Annotated in this window: 13 protein-coding genes; 6 read left to right on the top strand and 7 right to left on the bottom strand. The window is 67.6% G+C overall.

Annotated elements, in window-relative coordinates:
* Nucleotides 1-4: 4 nt before the first annotated feature.
* Genes ACJ8AT_RS30845 through hydA form a run of 3 tightly spaced genes read right to left on the bottom strand, consistent with a single transcriptional unit; the run spans nt 5 to nt 3,704 of the window.
* On the bottom strand, nt 5-1,342 hold the full coding sequence (locus ACJ8AT_RS30845) for an FAD-dependent oxidoreductase (protein WP_407741516.1): 1,338 nt from the start codon (nt 1,340-1,342) through the stop codon (nt 5-7).
* Between the two features lie 39 nt (nt 1,343-1,381).
* Nucleotides 1,382-2,257, bottom strand: a complete 876-nt coding sequence (locus ACJ8AT_RS30840; RefSeq protein WP_407741515.1) for a nitrilase-related carbon-nitrogen hydrolase — start codon at nt 2,255-2,257, stop codon at nt 1,382-1,384.
* A gap of 52 nt (nt 2,258-2,309) precedes the next feature.
* The gene (gene hydA, locus ACJ8AT_RS30835; protein ID WP_407741514.1) at nt 2,310-3,704 is read right to left on the bottom strand and encodes a dihydropyrimidinase; all 1,395 of its coding nucleotides are present in this window, start codon (nt 3,702-3,704) and stop codon (nt 2,310-2,312) included.
* A 217-nt stretch (nt 3,705-3,921) separates the two neighbouring features.
* Between hydA and ACJ8AT_RS30830 the strand changes: the two genes are divergently transcribed.
* The 4 genes from ACJ8AT_RS30830 to ACJ8AT_RS30815 all read left to right on the top strand — a co-directional run bounded on the left by ACJ8AT_RS30830 (nt 3,922) and on the right by ACJ8AT_RS30815 (nt 9,288).
* A complete protein-coding gene (locus ACJ8AT_RS30830) occupies nt 3,922-4,890 on the top strand; it encodes a hypothetical protein (protein WP_407741513.1) in 969 nt (322 codons plus the stop codon).
* Between the two features lie 13 nt (nt 4,891-4,903).
* Complete coding sequence (locus ACJ8AT_RS30825) at nt 4,904-6,028, top strand: cytochrome P450 (protein ID WP_407741512.1); 1,125 nt, start codon at nt 4,904-4,906, stop codon at nt 6,026-6,028.
* Between the two features lie 20 nt (nt 6,029-6,048).
* Nucleotides 6,049-6,270: a hypothetical protein gene (locus ACJ8AT_RS30820; RefSeq protein WP_407741511.1), complete on the top strand. Its 222-nt coding sequence runs from the start codon at nt 6,049-6,051 to the stop codon at nt 6,268-6,270.
* Between the two features lie 69 nt (nt 6,271-6,339).
* Nucleotides 6,340-9,288, top strand: coding sequence for an SNF2-related protein (locus ACJ8AT_RS30815; RefSeq protein WP_407741510.1), 2,949 nt, complete (start codon nt 6,340-6,342; stop codon nt 9,286-9,288).
* An 87-nt stretch (nt 9,289-9,375) separates the two neighbouring features.
* Here ACJ8AT_RS30815 and dusA read toward each other — a convergent pair whose 3' ends face one another.
* The 4 genes from dusA to ACJ8AT_RS30795 form a co-directional block, all read right to left on the bottom strand.
* Complete coding sequence (gene dusA / locus ACJ8AT_RS30810; RefSeq protein WP_407741509.1) at nt 9,376-10,374, bottom strand: tRNA dihydrouridine(20/20a) synthase DusA; 999 nt, start codon at nt 10,372-10,374, stop codon at nt 9,376-9,378.
* Nucleotides 10,375-10,484: 110 nt separating this feature from the next.
* Complete coding sequence (locus tag ACJ8AT_RS30805) at nt 10,485-11,120, bottom strand: glutathione S-transferase family protein (protein WP_407741508.1); 636 nt, start codon at nt 11,118-11,120, stop codon at nt 10,485-10,487.
* Nucleotides 11,121-11,135: 15 nt separating this feature from the next.
* Nucleotides 11,136-12,665, bottom strand: coding sequence for a serine/threonine-protein kinase (locus ACJ8AT_RS30800; protein ID WP_407741507.1), 1,530 nt, complete (start codon nt 12,663-12,665; stop codon nt 11,136-11,138).
* A 77-nt stretch (nt 12,666-12,742) separates the two neighbouring features.
* A complete protein-coding gene (locus tag ACJ8AT_RS30795) occupies nt 12,743-13,258 on the bottom strand; it encodes a hypothetical protein (protein WP_407741506.1) in 516 nt (171 codons plus the stop codon).
* A 182-nt stretch (nt 13,259-13,440) separates the two neighbouring features.
* Here ACJ8AT_RS30795 and ACJ8AT_RS30790 point away from each other — a divergent pair, with 182 nt between their 5' ends.
* Entirely contained in the window at nt 13,441-14,742 is a 1,302-nt protein-coding gene (locus ACJ8AT_RS30790; RefSeq protein ID WP_407741505.1) for an AHH domain-containing protein, read from the top strand.
* Between the two features lie 15 nt (nt 14,743-14,757).
* Nucleotides 14,758-15,321, top strand: coding sequence for an imm11 family protein (locus tag ACJ8AT_RS30785; RefSeq protein WP_407741504.1), 564 nt, complete (start codon nt 14,758-14,760; stop codon nt 15,319-15,321).
* Nucleotides 15,322-15,618: the final 297 nt, after the last annotated feature.

Below are 15,618 nucleotides of genomic sequence, written 5' to 3'. Positions count from 1 at the left end.
CGTCTCACTCCCCTGCCAGGTGCCGCTGGATGTCCCGGACGGCGATCTTCGCTTCCGCCACGGCGTTCACGACTTCCTTGCCACCGTTGACGCAATCTCCACCACTCCACACCTTCGCGTGGCCGGTGCGGTGCGTCGCGGCGTCCACCTTCACCCGGCCGCGCGAGTCCACCTCCACGCCCGGGAACGCCTTCGCCACGCCCGTGGCGCGCTCCTGGCCAATCGCCATCACCACCAGCTCCGCCTGCACCGTCTCCTCGGTGCCCGGCACGGGCTTGCCGTCGCGCGTGGAGGCCAGCTTCACCGCCACCAGCTTGCCGTCCTTGCGGACGAGCTCCACCGGCTGCCGGTTCTCCACCAGCCGCACGCCGTCCAGGCGGGCGCCGTCCAGCTCGTGGGTATAGCCGCCCATCTCCTTCTCGGAGCGGCGGTACACCATCTCCACCTCCACCCCGAGCAGCGCCAGCTCATGCGCGATATCCAGCGCCGTGTTGCCACCGCCGACGACGAGGGCGTGCTTCACGCCCGCCAGCGTCAGCCCGGGCTCCGTCTTGATGCGCTCGATGAGGTGCGTGGCGCCATGGACGCCCTCGCCCTCCTCGCCCGGAATGCCCAGCCGCGAGTCCGCCCCGAGCCCCAGCCCGAGGAACACGGCGTCATGGCTCGCCAGCAGCTCCGAGGCCGACACCTGCCCCGGGCCCTTGGCGTGCTCCACCACCTCCACGCCGGTGCGCAATTCAATCCGCCCCAGCGAGAACACCCACTCCATCTCCCGGAGCGCCTCGGGGCCCTTCAGCTTGTACGGGGCAATACCCAGCGAGTTGAGCCCGCCGGGGATGGCCTTGCGCTCGTAGATGAGGCAGGTGTGCCCCTCCAGCGCGAGCATGCCCGCCGCCGCGATGGAGGCCGGGCCCGAGCCCACCAGGGCAATGCGCTTGCCCGTGGCGGGCTTCGCCTGGAAGAGGTTCGGCGTCTTCGGGAGCGTGGTCTCCACCGCGAAGCGCTGCAGCCGGCCGATGTTGATCGGCTCGCGGCCCCAGCCCGTGTACACGCACGAGCCGGCGCACAGCACCTCCACGGGACACGCCTGGGCACAGCTCTGGCCCAGGATGTTGGCCGAGAGGATCGTCCGCGCCGAGCCCTTGATGTTGCCCGTGCCGATCTTCCGGATGAACTCCGGGATGTTGATGGCCGTGGGGCACGCCTTGATGCACGGCGCGTCCGAGCAATACAGGCAGCGGTTGGCCTCGGCCATCGCCTCGGCCGGCGTGTAGAGGGGCTTCTTGTCCTTGAAGCCTTCCTCCGCGCGGCCCGGGGGCAGCTCGAAGCGCTTCGGTTCCATGACTCTCATTGGTGTAGAGACCTCGGTGAGACGGCTCGACTACGGCAGTTGCTTGACCATGTTCTCGTAGGTCTCTGGGCGGCGATCCCGGAAGAACTGCCAGGTGCGGCGCACCTCCTCGATCACGTCGAGGTTCATCTCCGCGGTGACGAGCTCGTCCTTGTCCTCGCTGCCCACCGCGAGCATGGTGCCGCGCGGATCGCAGAAGTAGCTGGTGCCGTAGAACCTGCCGATGTTCCACGGGGCCTCGGTGCCCACGCGGTTGCTGGCGGCGATGAAGTAGCCGTTGGCCACCGCGTGCGCCGGCTGCTCCAGCTTCCACAGGTACTGCGACAGGCCCGCCACCGTGGCGGACGGGTTGAAGACGATCTCCGCCCCGTTCAGGCCCAGCAGGCGCGCGCCCTCGGGGAAGTGCCGGTCGTAGCAGATGTACACGCCAATCTTGGCGTAGCGCGTCTGGAACGTGGGGTAGCCCAGGTTGCCCGGCTTGAAGAAGTACTTCTCCCAGAAGCCGTTCGTCTGCGGGATGTGGTTCTTGCGGTACTTGCCCAGGTACGTGCCGTCCGCGTCCACCACCGCCGCGGTGTTGTAGTAGACGCCCGCCATCTCGCGCTCGTAGATGGGGATGACCATCGCCATCTGGTACTTCTTGGCGTAGGCGGAGAGGCGCTCCACCGTGGTGCTGCCCGGGATCGGCTCGGCGAGGTCACACCACTTCGAGTCCTGCGAGGGACAGAAATAGGGGCCGTTGAAGACCTCCTGCAGGCAGAGGATCTGCGTGCCCCGCTTGCCCGCCTCTTCGATGAGCGGCAGGTGCTTCTCGAACATCGCATCGCGGACCGTCTGCACGGATGCCGACGGGTCGTTGATGGGGTTCGACATCTGGATGAGCCCGCCGATGACCTTACGCGCCATTGAATCCTCTCGTGGGGTGTTGCTCTGAAGTGGGTAGAAAGTGGGGCGAAGCTCAGCGCAGCAGCGAGCCCGTGAGCGCGCGCTTGATGAACTGTCCGCCGCGCTCGGTCTTCAGCTCGTTCTTCTCGATGATGACGCGCCCGCGCGAGAGCACCGTCTCCGTGAAGCCCTGGACCTGGAAGCCCTCGTAGGAGCTGTAGTCCACCTTCATGTGGTGCGTGTGCGGGTTGTTGATGCTGATGGTCTCCTTGCGGTTCGGATCGAAGATCACGATGTCCGCGTCCGAGCCCACGGCGATGGTGCCCTTCTTCGGGAACAGGCCAAACGCCTTGGCAGCCGCCGTCGAGGTCAACTCCACGAAGCGGTTGAGGCTGATGCGCCCGCCCACCACGCCGCCGTTGTAGACCAGGCTCATCCGGTTCTCGACGCCCGGCGCCCCGTTGGGAATCTTGGCGAACGAGTCCTTGCCCAGCTCCTTCTGATCCTTGAAGCAGAACGGGCAGTGGTCCGTGGCGATCGTCTCCAAGTCGCGGAACTTCAGGCCCTGCCAGAGCACGTCCTGGTTCCACTTCTCGCGCAGCGCGGGCGTCATCACCCACTTGGCGCCCTCGAAGCCCTCTCTGTCGTAGTAGCTCTCGTCCAGGAAGAGGTACTGGGGGCACGTCTCGGCGATCACATCCACGCCGCGTGCCCGGCCGATCTTCACCTGCTCCAGCGCGTCCGAGCTCGACAGGTGGACGATGTACAGCGGCACCTTGGCCACCTCGGCGATGCTGATGGCGCGGTGCACGCCCTCGGCCTCCATCCGCGTGGGCCGGGTGAGCGCGTGGTACTTGGGCGAGGTCTTCCCGTCCTTCAGCGCCGCCTTGATGATCTCGTCAATGACGATGCCGTTCTCGGCGTGCATGCAGATGCGGGTGCCGTTCTCGCCCGCCTGCCGGAACGCCCGGTACAGCGTCCCGTCATCCACGTAGAGGGCGCCCGGGTACGCCATGAAGAGCTTGTACGAGGTGACGCCCTCGTCGGCCAGCCTGCGCATCTCCGGCAGCCGCTCGTCCGGCATGTCGGTGATGATCATATGGAAGGAGTAGTCGATGGTCGCCTTGCCGCTGGCCTTGTCGTGCCAGATGTCCAGGCCCTTCATCGTCGAGTCGCCCTTGGGCTGGATGGCGAAGTCGATGACCGTGGTGGTGCCACCGAAGGCCGCCGCCTTCGTCCCGCTGGCGAAGTCGTCCGCCGACGTGGTGCCCCCGAAGGGCATGTCGAAGTGCGTGTGCGGATCAATGCCGCCGGGGAGGACCAGCCGGTTCGCGGCGTCGATGACCTTGTCCGCCTGAACCTTCAGATCCTTGCCAATGAGGGTGATCTTCTCCCCCTCGATGAAGACGTCCGCCATGTAGTCGTCCACGGCGGTGACGATGCGACCGTTCTTGATGAGGATGCTCATGTGCTCCCCTTATGGGCCGGAGCAGACTGAATACCCTGTAGGTCTATTGTGAGGCAAACAGTCGGCGCTCCGCTTCTCGACCGAGCAGCAAGCAGGTTTGTGCCGGACCCGAGCCCTCTGCGCTCGGGCGCGGGGGCTCGCCTGGGGACGCAACTTTTCCCCACCATGTGGGATAATGCTGCAACGCATCGATTTTCGAATCAATCAGGAGCACCCCATGAGCACCATCGACCGCAGCCGCAGCGCCTTCACCCCGGCGAGCGCCACCCGGACGGCTGCCACGGCCGAGAAGAAGTCCCTGTCGCTGAACCCGCTGGAGAAGCTGGCGGATCTGGCCAAGGCGGGCCTGGAGGACATGCCCCGCTTCCTGAAGATGGGGGCGGACGTGTTCGAGTCCACCACGCTGGCCGAGGTGGAGAAGCTCTTCGGCGGCAACGCCAAGCCGGACCGGATGAACGATGGGAAGTTCGTGGGGACGCAGGGCCAGACGTTCCCGCCGGGCACGCCGCTGAGCCAGATCCCCGGCGTCACCCCGAAGGGCAACCCGAACCCCTCGGAGACCATCCTCTACGTCAACGGCATCATGACGCCGCTGGACGGGCAGATGAAGGAGATGCAGTCCATCGCGGAGACCTCGGGCGCGAAGGTGGTGGGCATCCACAACTCGACGCAGGGGCTGGCCACGGACCTGGCCCAGTGCGTGACGGACAAGCTCGACAAGGGCAGCAACCCCGCGGTGGACACGCTGGCGGACACCGTCTACTCGGAGCTGAAGGCCGGGCATGACGTGCACCTGATGGGCTACAGCCAGGGCGGCCTCATCACCGCCCGGGCGCTGGACCACGTGCAGCAGCGGCTGCGCGCCGAGGACGGCCTGTCCAAGGCGGACACCGAGAAGCTGATGAGCCATCTAAAAGTCGAGACGTTCGGCGCGGCCTCGACGCACTACCCGGACGGCCCGCAGTACGTGCACTACGTCAACAACGCGGACGCGGTGCCCACGCTCACGGGCCTGGGCGGCAGCGTGGATCCGCTCTCCTTCCTGAAGGACGCGGGCAAGGGCGCGGTGGTGCACCGCTTCACCGACGGCAACCTCAACCTGATCAGCAACCACATGCTGGACACCCTCTACCTGAAGCACCGGGTGGACTTCGATCAGGCGCGCGCCGGCCACTTCCAGGATTGAGCCCGGGAGCCCTGTGCCCCCCATCACGCGGGTGCTCAGCCCCACGCAGCAGGTCCCCATGTGGGTCGTCAGCCGCTACCGGGACACGCTGGAGCTGCTGAGGGATACGCGCTTCACCAAGGACAAGTACAAGCTGACCGACGAGGACCGGCTCCGCTACTTCCGGGTGGAGGAGGTCGGCCAGTTCGACAAGCACATGTTGAACTCGGATCCGCCGGTCCACTCGCGGCTGCGCTCGCTGGTGTCCCAGGCCTTCACCGCGCGCCGTGTGGAGGCGCTGCGCCCTCGCATCACCGCCATCGCCCAGCGGCTGCTGGACTCCCTGCCCGCCAGCGGGAGCATGGAGCTGCTGGAGGCGTTCGCCTTTCCGCTGCCCATCACGGTGATTGCCGAGTTGCTGGGCGTGCCCACCGAGGACCAGGATCGGTTCCGCCAGTGGACCACCGATCTGATCTCCCCCAAGGGCACCCACCTCGAGTCGCTGCGGAAGGCGACCGTTCAGTTCCAGCAGTACCTGCAGAGCTTCCTGGCCCGGCGCCGCGCCGAGCCGGGAGATGATCTCACCAGCGCCCTGCTCGCGGCGGAGGAGCAGGGAGACCGGCTCACCGCCGTCGAGCTGATGAGCATGGTGTCTCTGCTCCTGGTGGCGGGCCACGAGACGACGGTGAACCTCATCGCCAACGGTGTCTGGGCCCTGCTGCGCCACCCCGGCCAGCTCGAGCGGCTGCGCGCCCACCCCTCGCTCATCGAGCCGGCCGTGGAGGAGATGCTGCGCTACTGCGGCCCGGTGCGGCACACCACCAGCCGCTTCGCGCTGCGGGACACGGAGTTTCAGGGGCAGCGCATCCCCGCCGGGGAGATGATCATGGCCTCGCTGCTGTCCGCGAACCATGATCCCGAGCAGTTCGCCGAGCCCGAGCGCTTCGACATCACCCGCGCGCCCAACCGGCACCTGGCCTTCGGCTCGGGCATCCACTTCTGCCTCGGGGCGCCCCTGGCCCGGCTGGAGGCGCAGCTCGCGCTCCCCTTGCTGCTGGAGCGGCTGCCCCGCCTGCGCTTCGCCGAGGACCCCTCCACGCTCCGGTGGCGCCCCGGCCTGCTCATCCACGGCCTGGAGCGCCTCCCCGTCGCGTTCTGAGTCCGAGTAGAGTCTCCCTCGTGAGTTCGCTCGTCATCCGGCTGGTGTGTGGGGCGCTCTTCGCCGCGCTGGTGCTTGGCATGGTGGCCCACCCACCGGCCAACCTGACCCAGGGCCTGGGCATGCTGCTCCCGGGTGCCTTCCTCCTGAACTTCGCCCTGCGCGGCCCGCGTCGATCGATCATCCGCCGGAAGCGTGGCCCGGCCGACACCGCCAAGGCAGCCGAGCCCCCGCCGCGCTAGCTGTCGGAGCTTTGCTCCTCACCGGCGTTGCGCAGAGCCTCCGCGAGGCGTTAGGGAGTCGCGTCCCCCATGCCCGAGAACTCTCCGCTCCTCGAAGCCGTTCGAAAAGAAGCCCGCCCTGGCATCTGGACTACCGGGGTGAACCTCGCCCGCTCGGGGGCCGTGGCGCTCCAGGCGCGCACCGCGAGCGAGATCGAACTGCGCGTGCGAGCCCCCGGGCGCTCGGTGCCGCTGACGGTCGTCCTGTATCCGAACGACGAGGCGTGGGAGTGCGATTGCCCCGGGCGTGTGGACCCGTGCGAGCACGTGGTGGCCGCCGCCATCTCCCTGCAGCAGGCGGAGAGCCAGGACAAGCCGCTGGAGGCCACCTCGAGCAAGTGGTCTCGCGTGGTGTACCACTTCACGCGGGTTGAGGGCGGGCTGCAGCTCGAGCGCACGCTCGCGCACGCCGATGGGGCCGAGGAGCCCCTGGACGGAAGCCTGTCCTCCATCATGGCGAAGCCCGCCCAGGCCGCGACGCTGCAGGTGGAGCAGTCGGATCTGATCACGGATCGCCTCCTGGAGCGCCGCACCCGCGGAGCGCTGACGCCCGAGAAGCTGGACGCGCTGCTCACGGCGCTCGAGCCCGCGCGCAACGTGCTGCTGGATGGGCGGCCCGTGGCGGTGTCTGGAGAGGCGGTGCTCCCGAGGGCCCTCGTGGAGGACCGGGGCGCGCAGCTGGTGGTGACGGTGGTGCGGGATCCTCGCGTCGTGGAGGTGCTGAGCCCGGGGGTGGCGCTGAGCGGAGATGCGCTGGCCCGCCTGGGAGAGACGGCGATGACCGGGGCGTGGCTCCAGAACCTCCCGGTGGTTCGGACGTTCGCGCCCGAGCAGCTCGGGGAGGTGACGTCGAAGGTGCTCCCGGAGCTGGCCCGGCGCATCCCCGTCGAGGTCCGCAGCCGGCGCCTGCCGCCCATTGATCGCGAGCTGAAGCCGCGCGTGCAGTTGGAGCTGCAGCAGCTGGAGCAGGGGCTGTCCGTGCTGCCCACGCTCGTCTATGGCGCGCCGCCAGCGGTGCGGATCGACAACGGGCGGATGGTGTACCTGCGCGGCGCGGTGCCCCTGCGGGACGAGGCCGCGGAGCAGCGGCTCATCCACCAGCTCCGCGACGAGCTGAACCTGGTGCCCGGCCGACGGCTGACGGTGCAGGGCCAGGAGATGGTGCGCTGGGCGGACAAGCTGCGCCGCTGGCGCGGAGACCTGACGGGAGACGCGGCGGGGCTGGTGAGCCCGGACGTGAAGCTGCGGCCGCTGCTCAAGGTGGACTCCGGTGTCGCCGGCTCCGGCATTCCGGACGTGCGCTTCACGCTGGAGTTCCAGGTGGAGGGCGGCAAGGGCGAGCCTCAGACGGTGGACGCCGCGGCCGTCATCCGCGCGTGGTCGGAGGGACTGGGCCTGGTGCCATTGGAGGGCGGTGGCTGGGCGCCGCTGCCTCGGGCATGGCTGGACAAGAACGGGCAGCGCGTGGCGGACCTGCTCGCCGCGCGACAGGCGGATGGCAAGGTCGCCAACCACGCCCTGCCCGAGCTGAGCGCGCTGTGCGAGACGCTCGAGCAGCCTCCTCCGCCAGGCCTGGACAAGCTGGCTCCCATGGTCGAGGGCTTCGAGAAGCTCCCGGCTCCGGCGCTGCCGGCGGATCTATCGGCGACACTGCGCCACTACCAGCAGCAGGGCGTGAGCTGGCTGGGCTTCCTGAAGTCCGCGGGGCTGGGAGGAATCCTCGCGGACGACATGGGCCTGGGGAAGACGCTCCAGACGCTGTGCGTGCTGGGGCCTCGCTCGCTCGTCGTCTGCCCCACCAGCGTGCTGCCGAACTGGGCGGCGGAGATCAAGCGCTTCCGTCCGTCGCTCAAGGTCTGCGTGTACCACGGGCCGGGACGCTCCCTGGACGAGTCCGCCGACGTGACGCTCACCACGTACTCCATCCTGCGCTTGGAGGTGGCGGCGCTCTCGGCGCGCACGTGGGACGCCGTCGTGCTGGACGAGGCCCAGGCCATCAAGAACCCCGAGAGCCAGGCGGCTCGCGCGGCGTTCGGGCTCAAGACGAACTTCCGGCTGGCGCTGAGCGGCACCCCGCTGGAGAACCGGCTGGAAGAGCTCTGGAGCCTGATGCACTTCGCCAACCCGGGGCTGCTGGGTGGGCGCAGGCAGTTCGAGGACAAGGTGGCGCGGCCCATCTCCGAGGGCCAGCCCGAGGCCGCCAACCAGCTTCGCCGACGCATCCGCCCGTTCGTGCTCCGGCGCCTCAAGAAGGATGTCGCGCCCGAGCTGCCTCCGCGCACCGAGTCCGTGATGCACGTGTCGCTGGATGAGCGCGAGCGCTCCGTCTACGACGCGGTGATGGCGGCAACCCGGAAGGAAGTGGTCGCCCTGCTGAGCGAGGGCGGCAGCGTGCTCAAGGCGCTGGAGGCCCTGCTTCGGCTGCGCCAGGCGGCCTGTCACCCGGCGCTCGTTCCGGGCCAGCACGCCAACACCTCGTCGAAGGTGCAGACGCTGGTGGAGGCGCTCAGCACGGCCGTGTCCGATGGCCACAAGGCGCTGGTGTTCTCACAGTGGACCTCGCTGTTGGACCTGCTCGAGCCGCACCTCAAGTCTGCGGGCATTGGCTTCGATCGGCTGGACGGCTCGACGGCCAACCGCGGCGAGGTGACGTCGCGGTTCCAGTCCTCCGAGGGTGCGCCGGTGCTGATCATGTCGCTCAAGGCGGGTGGAACGGGCCTGAACCTCACGGCGGCGGACCACGTGTTCCTGATGGATCCGTGGTGGAACCCGGCGGCGGAGGCCCAGGCGGCGGATCGCGCGCACCGCATCGGCCAGGAGCGGCCGGTAATGGTGTACCGGCTGGTGTCTCAGGGAACGGTGGAGGAGCGGATCCTCGGGCTACAGGAGAAGAAGCGCGCGCTCTTCGAGGCGGCCCTGAGCGAGTCCTCGGCCGCGGCGGCCATCACCCGCGAGGATCTGCTCGAGCTGTTCAACTGAGCGCCCCAGGCCGACAGCTCCCCTGACAAGCCCTCCCCCTCCCCGGGCGGTGCACAGACCAACCTGTCTGACAGTCAGACCGGTTCGTCAGGCCGCGACTTCGGCCGGAGCGGCTCGCGGCACCAGAGCGAGCGCGGCGGCGACCACCTCGGGGCCCGCACCCGGCTTGTGCACGTTCTCGCTCAGGTAGCGGCGCCAGGCCCGCGCTCCGGGCAGCCCCTGGAACAGCCCCAGCATGTGCCGGGTGATGGCGTTCAGCGGAGCCCCGTCCTGCCGGCGCTCCTCGATATAGGGGAACATCGCCTCCGCCACGGCGTGGCGATCCAGCGGGGCCTCCGTGGCTCCGAAGAAGCGCCGATCCGCCTCGGCCAGCAGGTACGGGTTCTCGTAGACGGCGCGGCCGATCATCACCCCGTCCACATGCCGCAGGTGCTCGGCTGTGGCGTCCAGGGTCTTGATGCCCCCGTTGATGCTGATGTCCAGGTGCGGGAACTCAGCCTTGAGCCGGTGGACCAGCTCGTAGCGCAGCGGCGGGATGTCCCGGTTCTCCTTGGGGCTCAACCCCTGCAGCCACGCCTTGCGCGCGTGCACGATGAAGCGCGTGCAGCCCGCCGCCGACACCAGCCGGATGAAGTTCTCGATCGTCGGCCACTCCTCCATCTCGTCGATGGCCAGCCGCGACTTCACCGTCACCGGGATTCGCACCGCCTCGCGCATGGCGCCCACCAGCCGCGCCACGAGCTCGGGTTCGGCCATCAGACAGGCGCCGAAGCGGCCCGACTGCACCCGGTCGCTCGGGCAGCCGACGTTGATGTTGATCTCGTCGTAGCCCCACTCCTCGCCAATGCGCGCGGCCTCGGCCATCTTGTCGGGCTCCGAGCCCCCGAGCTGGAGGGCCACCGGATGCTCGGCCGGCGAGAAGCCCAGGAGCCGCTCGCGGTCGCCGTGGAGGATGGCGCCCGTGGTCAGCATCTCCGTGTAGAGCAGCGTGCGCCGGCTGATCTGGCGGTGGAAGTACCGGCAGTGCCGGTCGGTCCAGTCCATCATCGGCGCCACGCACAGTGGCATGGGATAGGCCAGCATCATGAGAGAACCCGAGCGAGCCTCCCCAGCATCCTCGCCCTGGGAGCCCCCGCGGTAGAGGCATCTACCCTGCTTTGCGAGAGAGGGGCAACCCGCCCGCTCTCCTGGCGGCCTCAGTACTTCCAGGGCCCGTCGGCGGTCTCCTTCCAAGCCTCGAGGTCCTCAATGCGCTCGTACCAGGCGCTCAGGTGGGGGAAGGCCTCCCAGGGAAACCGGGCCGGGCGCAGGTACATCATCATTCCGGCGACGGAGAAGTCGGCCAGCGTGAGCGCGTCGCCGACGATGAACGGGCGCTGGCTCAGGAGCGAGTCCAGGAACTTCACCACGGTCTGGAACCCCTCGTTGCTCCAGTTCAGGTGGACCGGAGCCGGCCGAGCCGCTTGAGACACAAGCAGCGGCCCGACGAAGGCAGCGAGCACCGGCGTGAAGGCGGGCTGCCAGTGGGAGGACTCCCAGAACAGCCAGCGGGAGATGTCGGCACGCTGCTTCGGATCCCGAGACCACAGCCGGAACTCGCCGTGGGCCTCGGACAGGTACTGCAGGATGGCGTTGGACTCCCACAGCTTGAGCTCGCCATCGACCAGGGTGGGGATCTTCCCCCAGGGGTTGATGGCCAGATACTCGGGCGAGCGGCCCTCGCCCTTGTAGACGTTGATGAGCTTCACCTCGGGCTTCAGGCCCAGGTGATGGGTGAGCGCCAGGACCTTGCGGCCATTGGCGGAGAGCGGCGTCGCGTAGAGCGTGAACATGAAGTCACCAATCCTTCACGGCTGCCTGCCGGGATGGGAAGTGGGTTGGTGCTTGCGCGGGTGTGAGAGCACGGGCCCGTAGCACCGCGTGGTGAAGACATAGCCGTTCCCCTCACACTCCTCGCGCCCGAGCGGGATCAGCGCCCAGCACCCTCCGTTGATGGCGAGCTGCTCCTTGCGAGGACAGCGCCCTTTGTCGTCAGGCCGCGTTTGCCCCGGCAACGGATCAGGCAGCGTGTCTTCAGCCATCATCTCCGGAACGGAGCCCTCAGGAGTTCTCACTACGGACGTGGTCGATGCGGCGTTACCCAACCCCACGGGGCCCGCGTCCGGCCGATCCTCGCTTCTTGCTTCGGTCCGCGAATGCGTGGATGTGTCCATAGTTCTTCCGCGAGTGGCCCACCACGCCCACGCGATCAACGTGAGCCCTACTACTGCCACCGAGAGCCAGGGCACCCAGCGCCGTACATGGGTTCGGAGCACGTCGAGCCGAGCCAAGCGCTCCCGAGGCCCGGAGCCCTTCGCAGCAGCGCGCTCAGCGGGGGCGCGGGGCTGACGAGACTCGGAGGAGAAAGGGACCTCCTCTGGCGGCAGTGCGGCAGGTGGCGGAGCCTGTCGAGCGAAGAGAGGTTGATCACTCTGAGGAGAGAGCTGCTCGGCGGCCTCTTCCAGCGCCTCGGCCAGCGACGCAGCGGTACCCCGCTCCTCGGGGCGCATCGAGAGCATGCGAAGAATCAACGCATCGAGCCGTGGGTGCACCCGAGGGTTGAGGACGAGCGGAGCGGGTGAAGCCAGCGCCCCGAGCTGCCAGGTTCCGGTTGCATCCTGGAAGTGCCCCCCGAACTCCGGGTACTGGCCGGTGACGAGCCGGTAGGCGGTGACTCCCAGCGAGTAGAGATCATCGGCCGGCCCAGCAGAGTAGCGAGCGGAAGCCTCGCGCATGAAGCGCAGCTCGAACAGCCACGACTCCGGAGCGCGATACACGGGGGTGCCCGGGAACAGGTTCGGCGGCGTGAGTCGGGAGGCGCCCGGATAGATGCCCGAGCCGAAGTCAGAGAGCAGGGCGCGGCTGTCCGAGCGCCGAACCAGGATGTTGTCGCCCTTGAGGTCGCGATGGACAGCCCCCTGGGCATGCAGGGCCTCGAGGGCGCGCGCCAGTTGGGCGAGCATGCGCAGCACCTGCTGGGAGCGGGGGTTGTGCTCCCAAGCCCAGTCATAGAGCGGCGGCCCGCCGACCCACTCCATGACAATGAACGGGTGGAGCGAGCCGAAGGGGTGCTGCCACTCTCCGGAGTCCAGCAGGCGAGGGACGCTGGGGTGCTGGGTGCGAGAGAGCAGCTCCACCTCGCGAGTGAAGCGCGGGTCTCGCGGCAACAGCGCGACCTTGAGGGCCACGGAGTCCGCCTGCTCCGCGTCCACGGGCACGGCGCGGTACACGGCCCCATACATGCCGCAGCCGGCCCAAGCCACCACGCGCCAGCGCCCCACCACCGTCCCGAGAGGGATGAGGGCCGGGTGCAGCTCGGGGGCGCGAGTTCTCTCCATGGCGAGCCTCCTGGCGGTGAGGGTGAGCCCATCAGCGACGCGCAGCCTACGTCACGCGCGGAGTTACAGGCATGGGGTTACGTCATGCGCCAGCTATCCTTCGAAAAGATGAGGCCTTCCTTCCGGATGGCGCCGATGCAGAGGAAGTCTCCGGAGTCGAAGCCCACGTGCAGCACCCGCTGGTCCGCATCACGGAGCAACTCAGCCCCCATCGTCTGTGCAAGATGCCGGATGGCGAGATTGGCGTACGCCAGGCACAGGGGGTACTCGGCATCATTCTTCAGGCCTGCCTTGTGCTCGTAGGCAATCTGGTAGATGGCAGCGAGAACATTGGATTCGGCGTCTGGCGTGTCCTGGCCCCATCTATCCCCGAAGATCCACTTGGGGTCGTTTGCGAGGGGGGCACCAATGAGGTGGAGATCCGCCGAGATCCCCAGCTTGCCTCCCCCTGGGCGGAGTGCAGCCCAGTCCGGATGTGGCAGCTCGCGCTCACAGAATTGGATGACGCGCAGAAGCCCTTCAGTGACGGGGAGGTTCGACTTCACCACGCTCTCGATCTCGGAGAAGAGCTTGTGTGCGTTGTAGGAGGTCATGGAGCCGTTGTACCCGAGGGTGGCCTGCTGACTCCAGCTTTAGGTAGGATGCTCCGTCACTACTCATGAGGTAGCTTTCTTGAACTCTAGATCTCCTCGAACTGCGCGCCAGTGGCCATCCCGCTCTGTCTGGCAGCCCCGGCGTGGTGCTGTCTCTGTGGGCCGGGCATGATGCCGAGGACATGAAGACCGCCTCTGCCCTCCTCCGCCTGTTCCTCGCGCTGTGCCTCGCGCTTCCCTCTTCGTGTGTCACAACTCGGGGCGGCGAGCCTGACGGGCAGGAACTCCGGCCAGAGCCCCAGCCCGTGCGCGTCACAAGGTTGTCCGGAGAACGGCTCCAGCTCGACTTCGAGCCCGTGCCACCGAATCCCGCTTGGGAGCTGGTGCGCGAGGAGGAGGTCCGCGCTGTACTCGCCGACTTCCTTCAGTGCGTCGATGAGCCTACCCAGTTCCCGGTGGTTCCGGCTCTGGCCTCATCCCCACGCACATTCGCGCCCTGGGAAGCGCGCCTGCGCGCGGAGTTCCTCGCACGCTACGGCCCACCCCTGCTGCCTCTGCCGAACGCCTTGGAGCGCAGTCCCCTCTTCATGGCGCTCAGGCTCTCCCCGCGCTACATGGGCGCAGGCATCCGCGACGCGGCCCGGGAGTTGTTCCAATCGCCTCTCTTCCTCGCCAGCGTCACGCTCTCGGTGCTGGTGTACTTCGCCGCCTGGCTCATGCCCGAGCCCCTCTTCTCCAAATCCTTCGCCGCAGCACTGACGGCTCGGCTTGCGCTGGCTGTGGGGCTACTGGAGTTGCGAAATGTGGCGCTGGCCGTCTTGCAACTCTACCGGGAAGCACAAGCTGCCAGGACGATGGCGGAGATAGAGGCCGTGGCCGAGCGCTTCGGCCGAGCGCTGGGAGGTACAGCCCTGCGCGTGCTCGTCATGGTCGCCAGCTTCGGCGTGGCGAAGGTGCTGCCTAACGTGCCTCCGGGAGGGCTCGGACCCATGCTGAGCCCTCCCCGCTTCGCTGTGGCAGGAGGGTTGACGTTCCAGGCCTCAAGCACGGCGCAGGTGGTGGCGGACGGCACCATCGTCCTCGCCGGAGCCGCCGTGGGGACAGCAGGCTCCGCGGCGGGCAGCGCCTGCGACGACGGCACCCCGAAAAGGGAGGGCTACCAGTGGCACCATCTGGCCACCGACAAGAATGAATCCTCGACGCGACGTGGAGGCCCATGGACTCCTCTATTCGAGGACATCTTCGCGCTGGCCGGAATGAGCCTTGAGGCATCCGAGAACCTCGTCCATCTCAAGGGTCATCAGGGTCCCCATCCCGAGGAGTATCACAGAGCGGTCTACCAAAAGCTCCGCGACGCAGTCGCCGCTTGCAAGAGCACCTCCGACTGCAAGAGAGAACTGGTAGAAGCGCTCCAGAGTATTGCCCGTGAGGTATGTACTCCCGGCTCACGACTCCATTTCCTGGCCACGAAGCGCCAAGACTGAGGCAAGGAGAAGAGAATGCCGAGATACTATGACTTGGTTGACGACCGGCGCTCGAACACACGCTGGCACCTGAGAAGCCCTGTCGATGAAGGTGGGAGACCCATTGATCCCTGGCAGTTCTTTGAGGGGAGAAGACTTGAGCTTGAGGGGACAATCCGATTCCCCGTAAAGCCAGCCGGGGAGGAGTTGGACTTCACATGGGCAGCCTTCAGCATTCCCGTCGTTCACCACCGCTTCGTCCAGCTCTTCCAACGCCTCCTCGTTGCTGACGTCCAGTTCATCCGCGTCCAAGTGGAAGCCCACCCAGGCCCCTATTTCATCCTCAACACCCTGCGGCTCATCCGGTGTATCGACGATCTCCGCAGCACCGAGGTGCAATACTGGAAGCCCGAGGATGGCAAGCCGGAAAAGGTCGGGAAGTATCGCTTCGTCGCGGGTATGCGCATCGACCCATCGAAGGTGGGTGATGCTCGCATCTTCCGCACGTGGGGTTGGGACATCGCTCTCATCCTTTCCGAGGACATCAAGCAGGCGATCGAATCCGAAGGGCTCTCTGGCGCACGCTTCGTGGAGGTCTGAGCAAAAGTCGCGAGAGTGGAAAGTATGCCCAAGTATTATGACTGGAGACGATCCTCAGGAAGCGCGGCGTAGCGATCGCGGCGACGGAGATCGCTTGATCCCGAAACGAAGAAGCCCGCAGTCGCTGGGGCGCGGGCTGCGGGCTTCTCGGACGATCTTCTCGGCGCGAGCTGGTTGCGGGGCACCGGGGGAATGGAGCGCCCGCATTCAGAATGGGGGGTCGCCCAGACGCGCCTGGCGAGCGCGCTCAAACTCGCGGCGGTACCTGGCGATGGAGACGCAGAGTGCGGCGCTCTG

Origin of the sequence: Hyalangium sp. (genome assembly GCF_045802625.1) — a bacterium.
Taxonomy (GTDB): Bacteria; Myxococcota; Myxococcia; order Myxococcales; family Myxococcaceae; genus Hyalangium.
This window is presented reverse-complemented; position numbering and strand designations above follow the sequence as displayed.

Bases quoted from the DNA above. Each gene is read 5' to 3' on its own strand.
- ACJ8AT_RS30845 (WP_407741516.1), bottom strand. From the start codon at position 1,342: ATGGAACCGAAGCGCTTCGAGCTGCCCCCGGGCCGCGCGGAGGAAGGC.
- ACJ8AT_RS30840 (WP_407741515.1), bottom strand. From the start codon at position 2,257: ATGGCGCGTAAGGTCATCGGCGGGCTCATCCAGATGTCGAACCCCATC.
- hydA (WP_407741514.1), bottom strand. From the start codon at position 3,704: ATGAGCATCCTCATCAAGAACGGTCGCATCGTCACCGCCGTGGACGAC.
- ACJ8AT_RS30830 (WP_407741513.1), top strand. From the start codon at position 3,922: ATGAGCACCATCGACCGCAGCCGCAGCGCCTTCACCCCGGCGAGCGCC.
- ACJ8AT_RS30815 (WP_407741510.1), top strand. From the start codon at position 6,340: ATGCCCGAGAACTCTCCGCTCCTCGAAGCCGTTCGAAAAGAAGCCCGC.
- dusA (WP_407741509.1), bottom strand. From the start codon at position 10,374: ATGATGCTGGCCTATCCCATGCCACTGTGCGTGGCGCCGATGATGGAC.
- ACJ8AT_RS30805 (WP_407741508.1), bottom strand. From the start codon at position 11,120: ATGTTCACGCTCTACGCGACGCCGCTCTCCGCCAATGGCCGCAAGGTC.
- ACJ8AT_RS30800 (WP_407741507.1), bottom strand. From the start codon at position 12,665: ATGGAGAGAACTCGCGCCCCCGAGCTGCACCCGGCCCTCATCCCTCTC.
- ACJ8AT_RS30795 (WP_407741506.1), bottom strand. From the start codon at position 13,258: ATGACCTCCTACAACGCACACAAGCTCTTCTCCGAGATCGAGAGCGTG.
- ACJ8AT_RS30790 (WP_407741505.1), top strand. From the start codon at position 13,441: ATGAAGACCGCCTCTGCCCTCCTCCGCCTGTTCCTCGCGCTGTGCCTC.
- ACJ8AT_RS30785 (WP_407741504.1), top strand. From the start codon at position 14,758: ATGCCGAGATACTATGACTTGGTTGACGACCGGCGCTCGAACACACGC.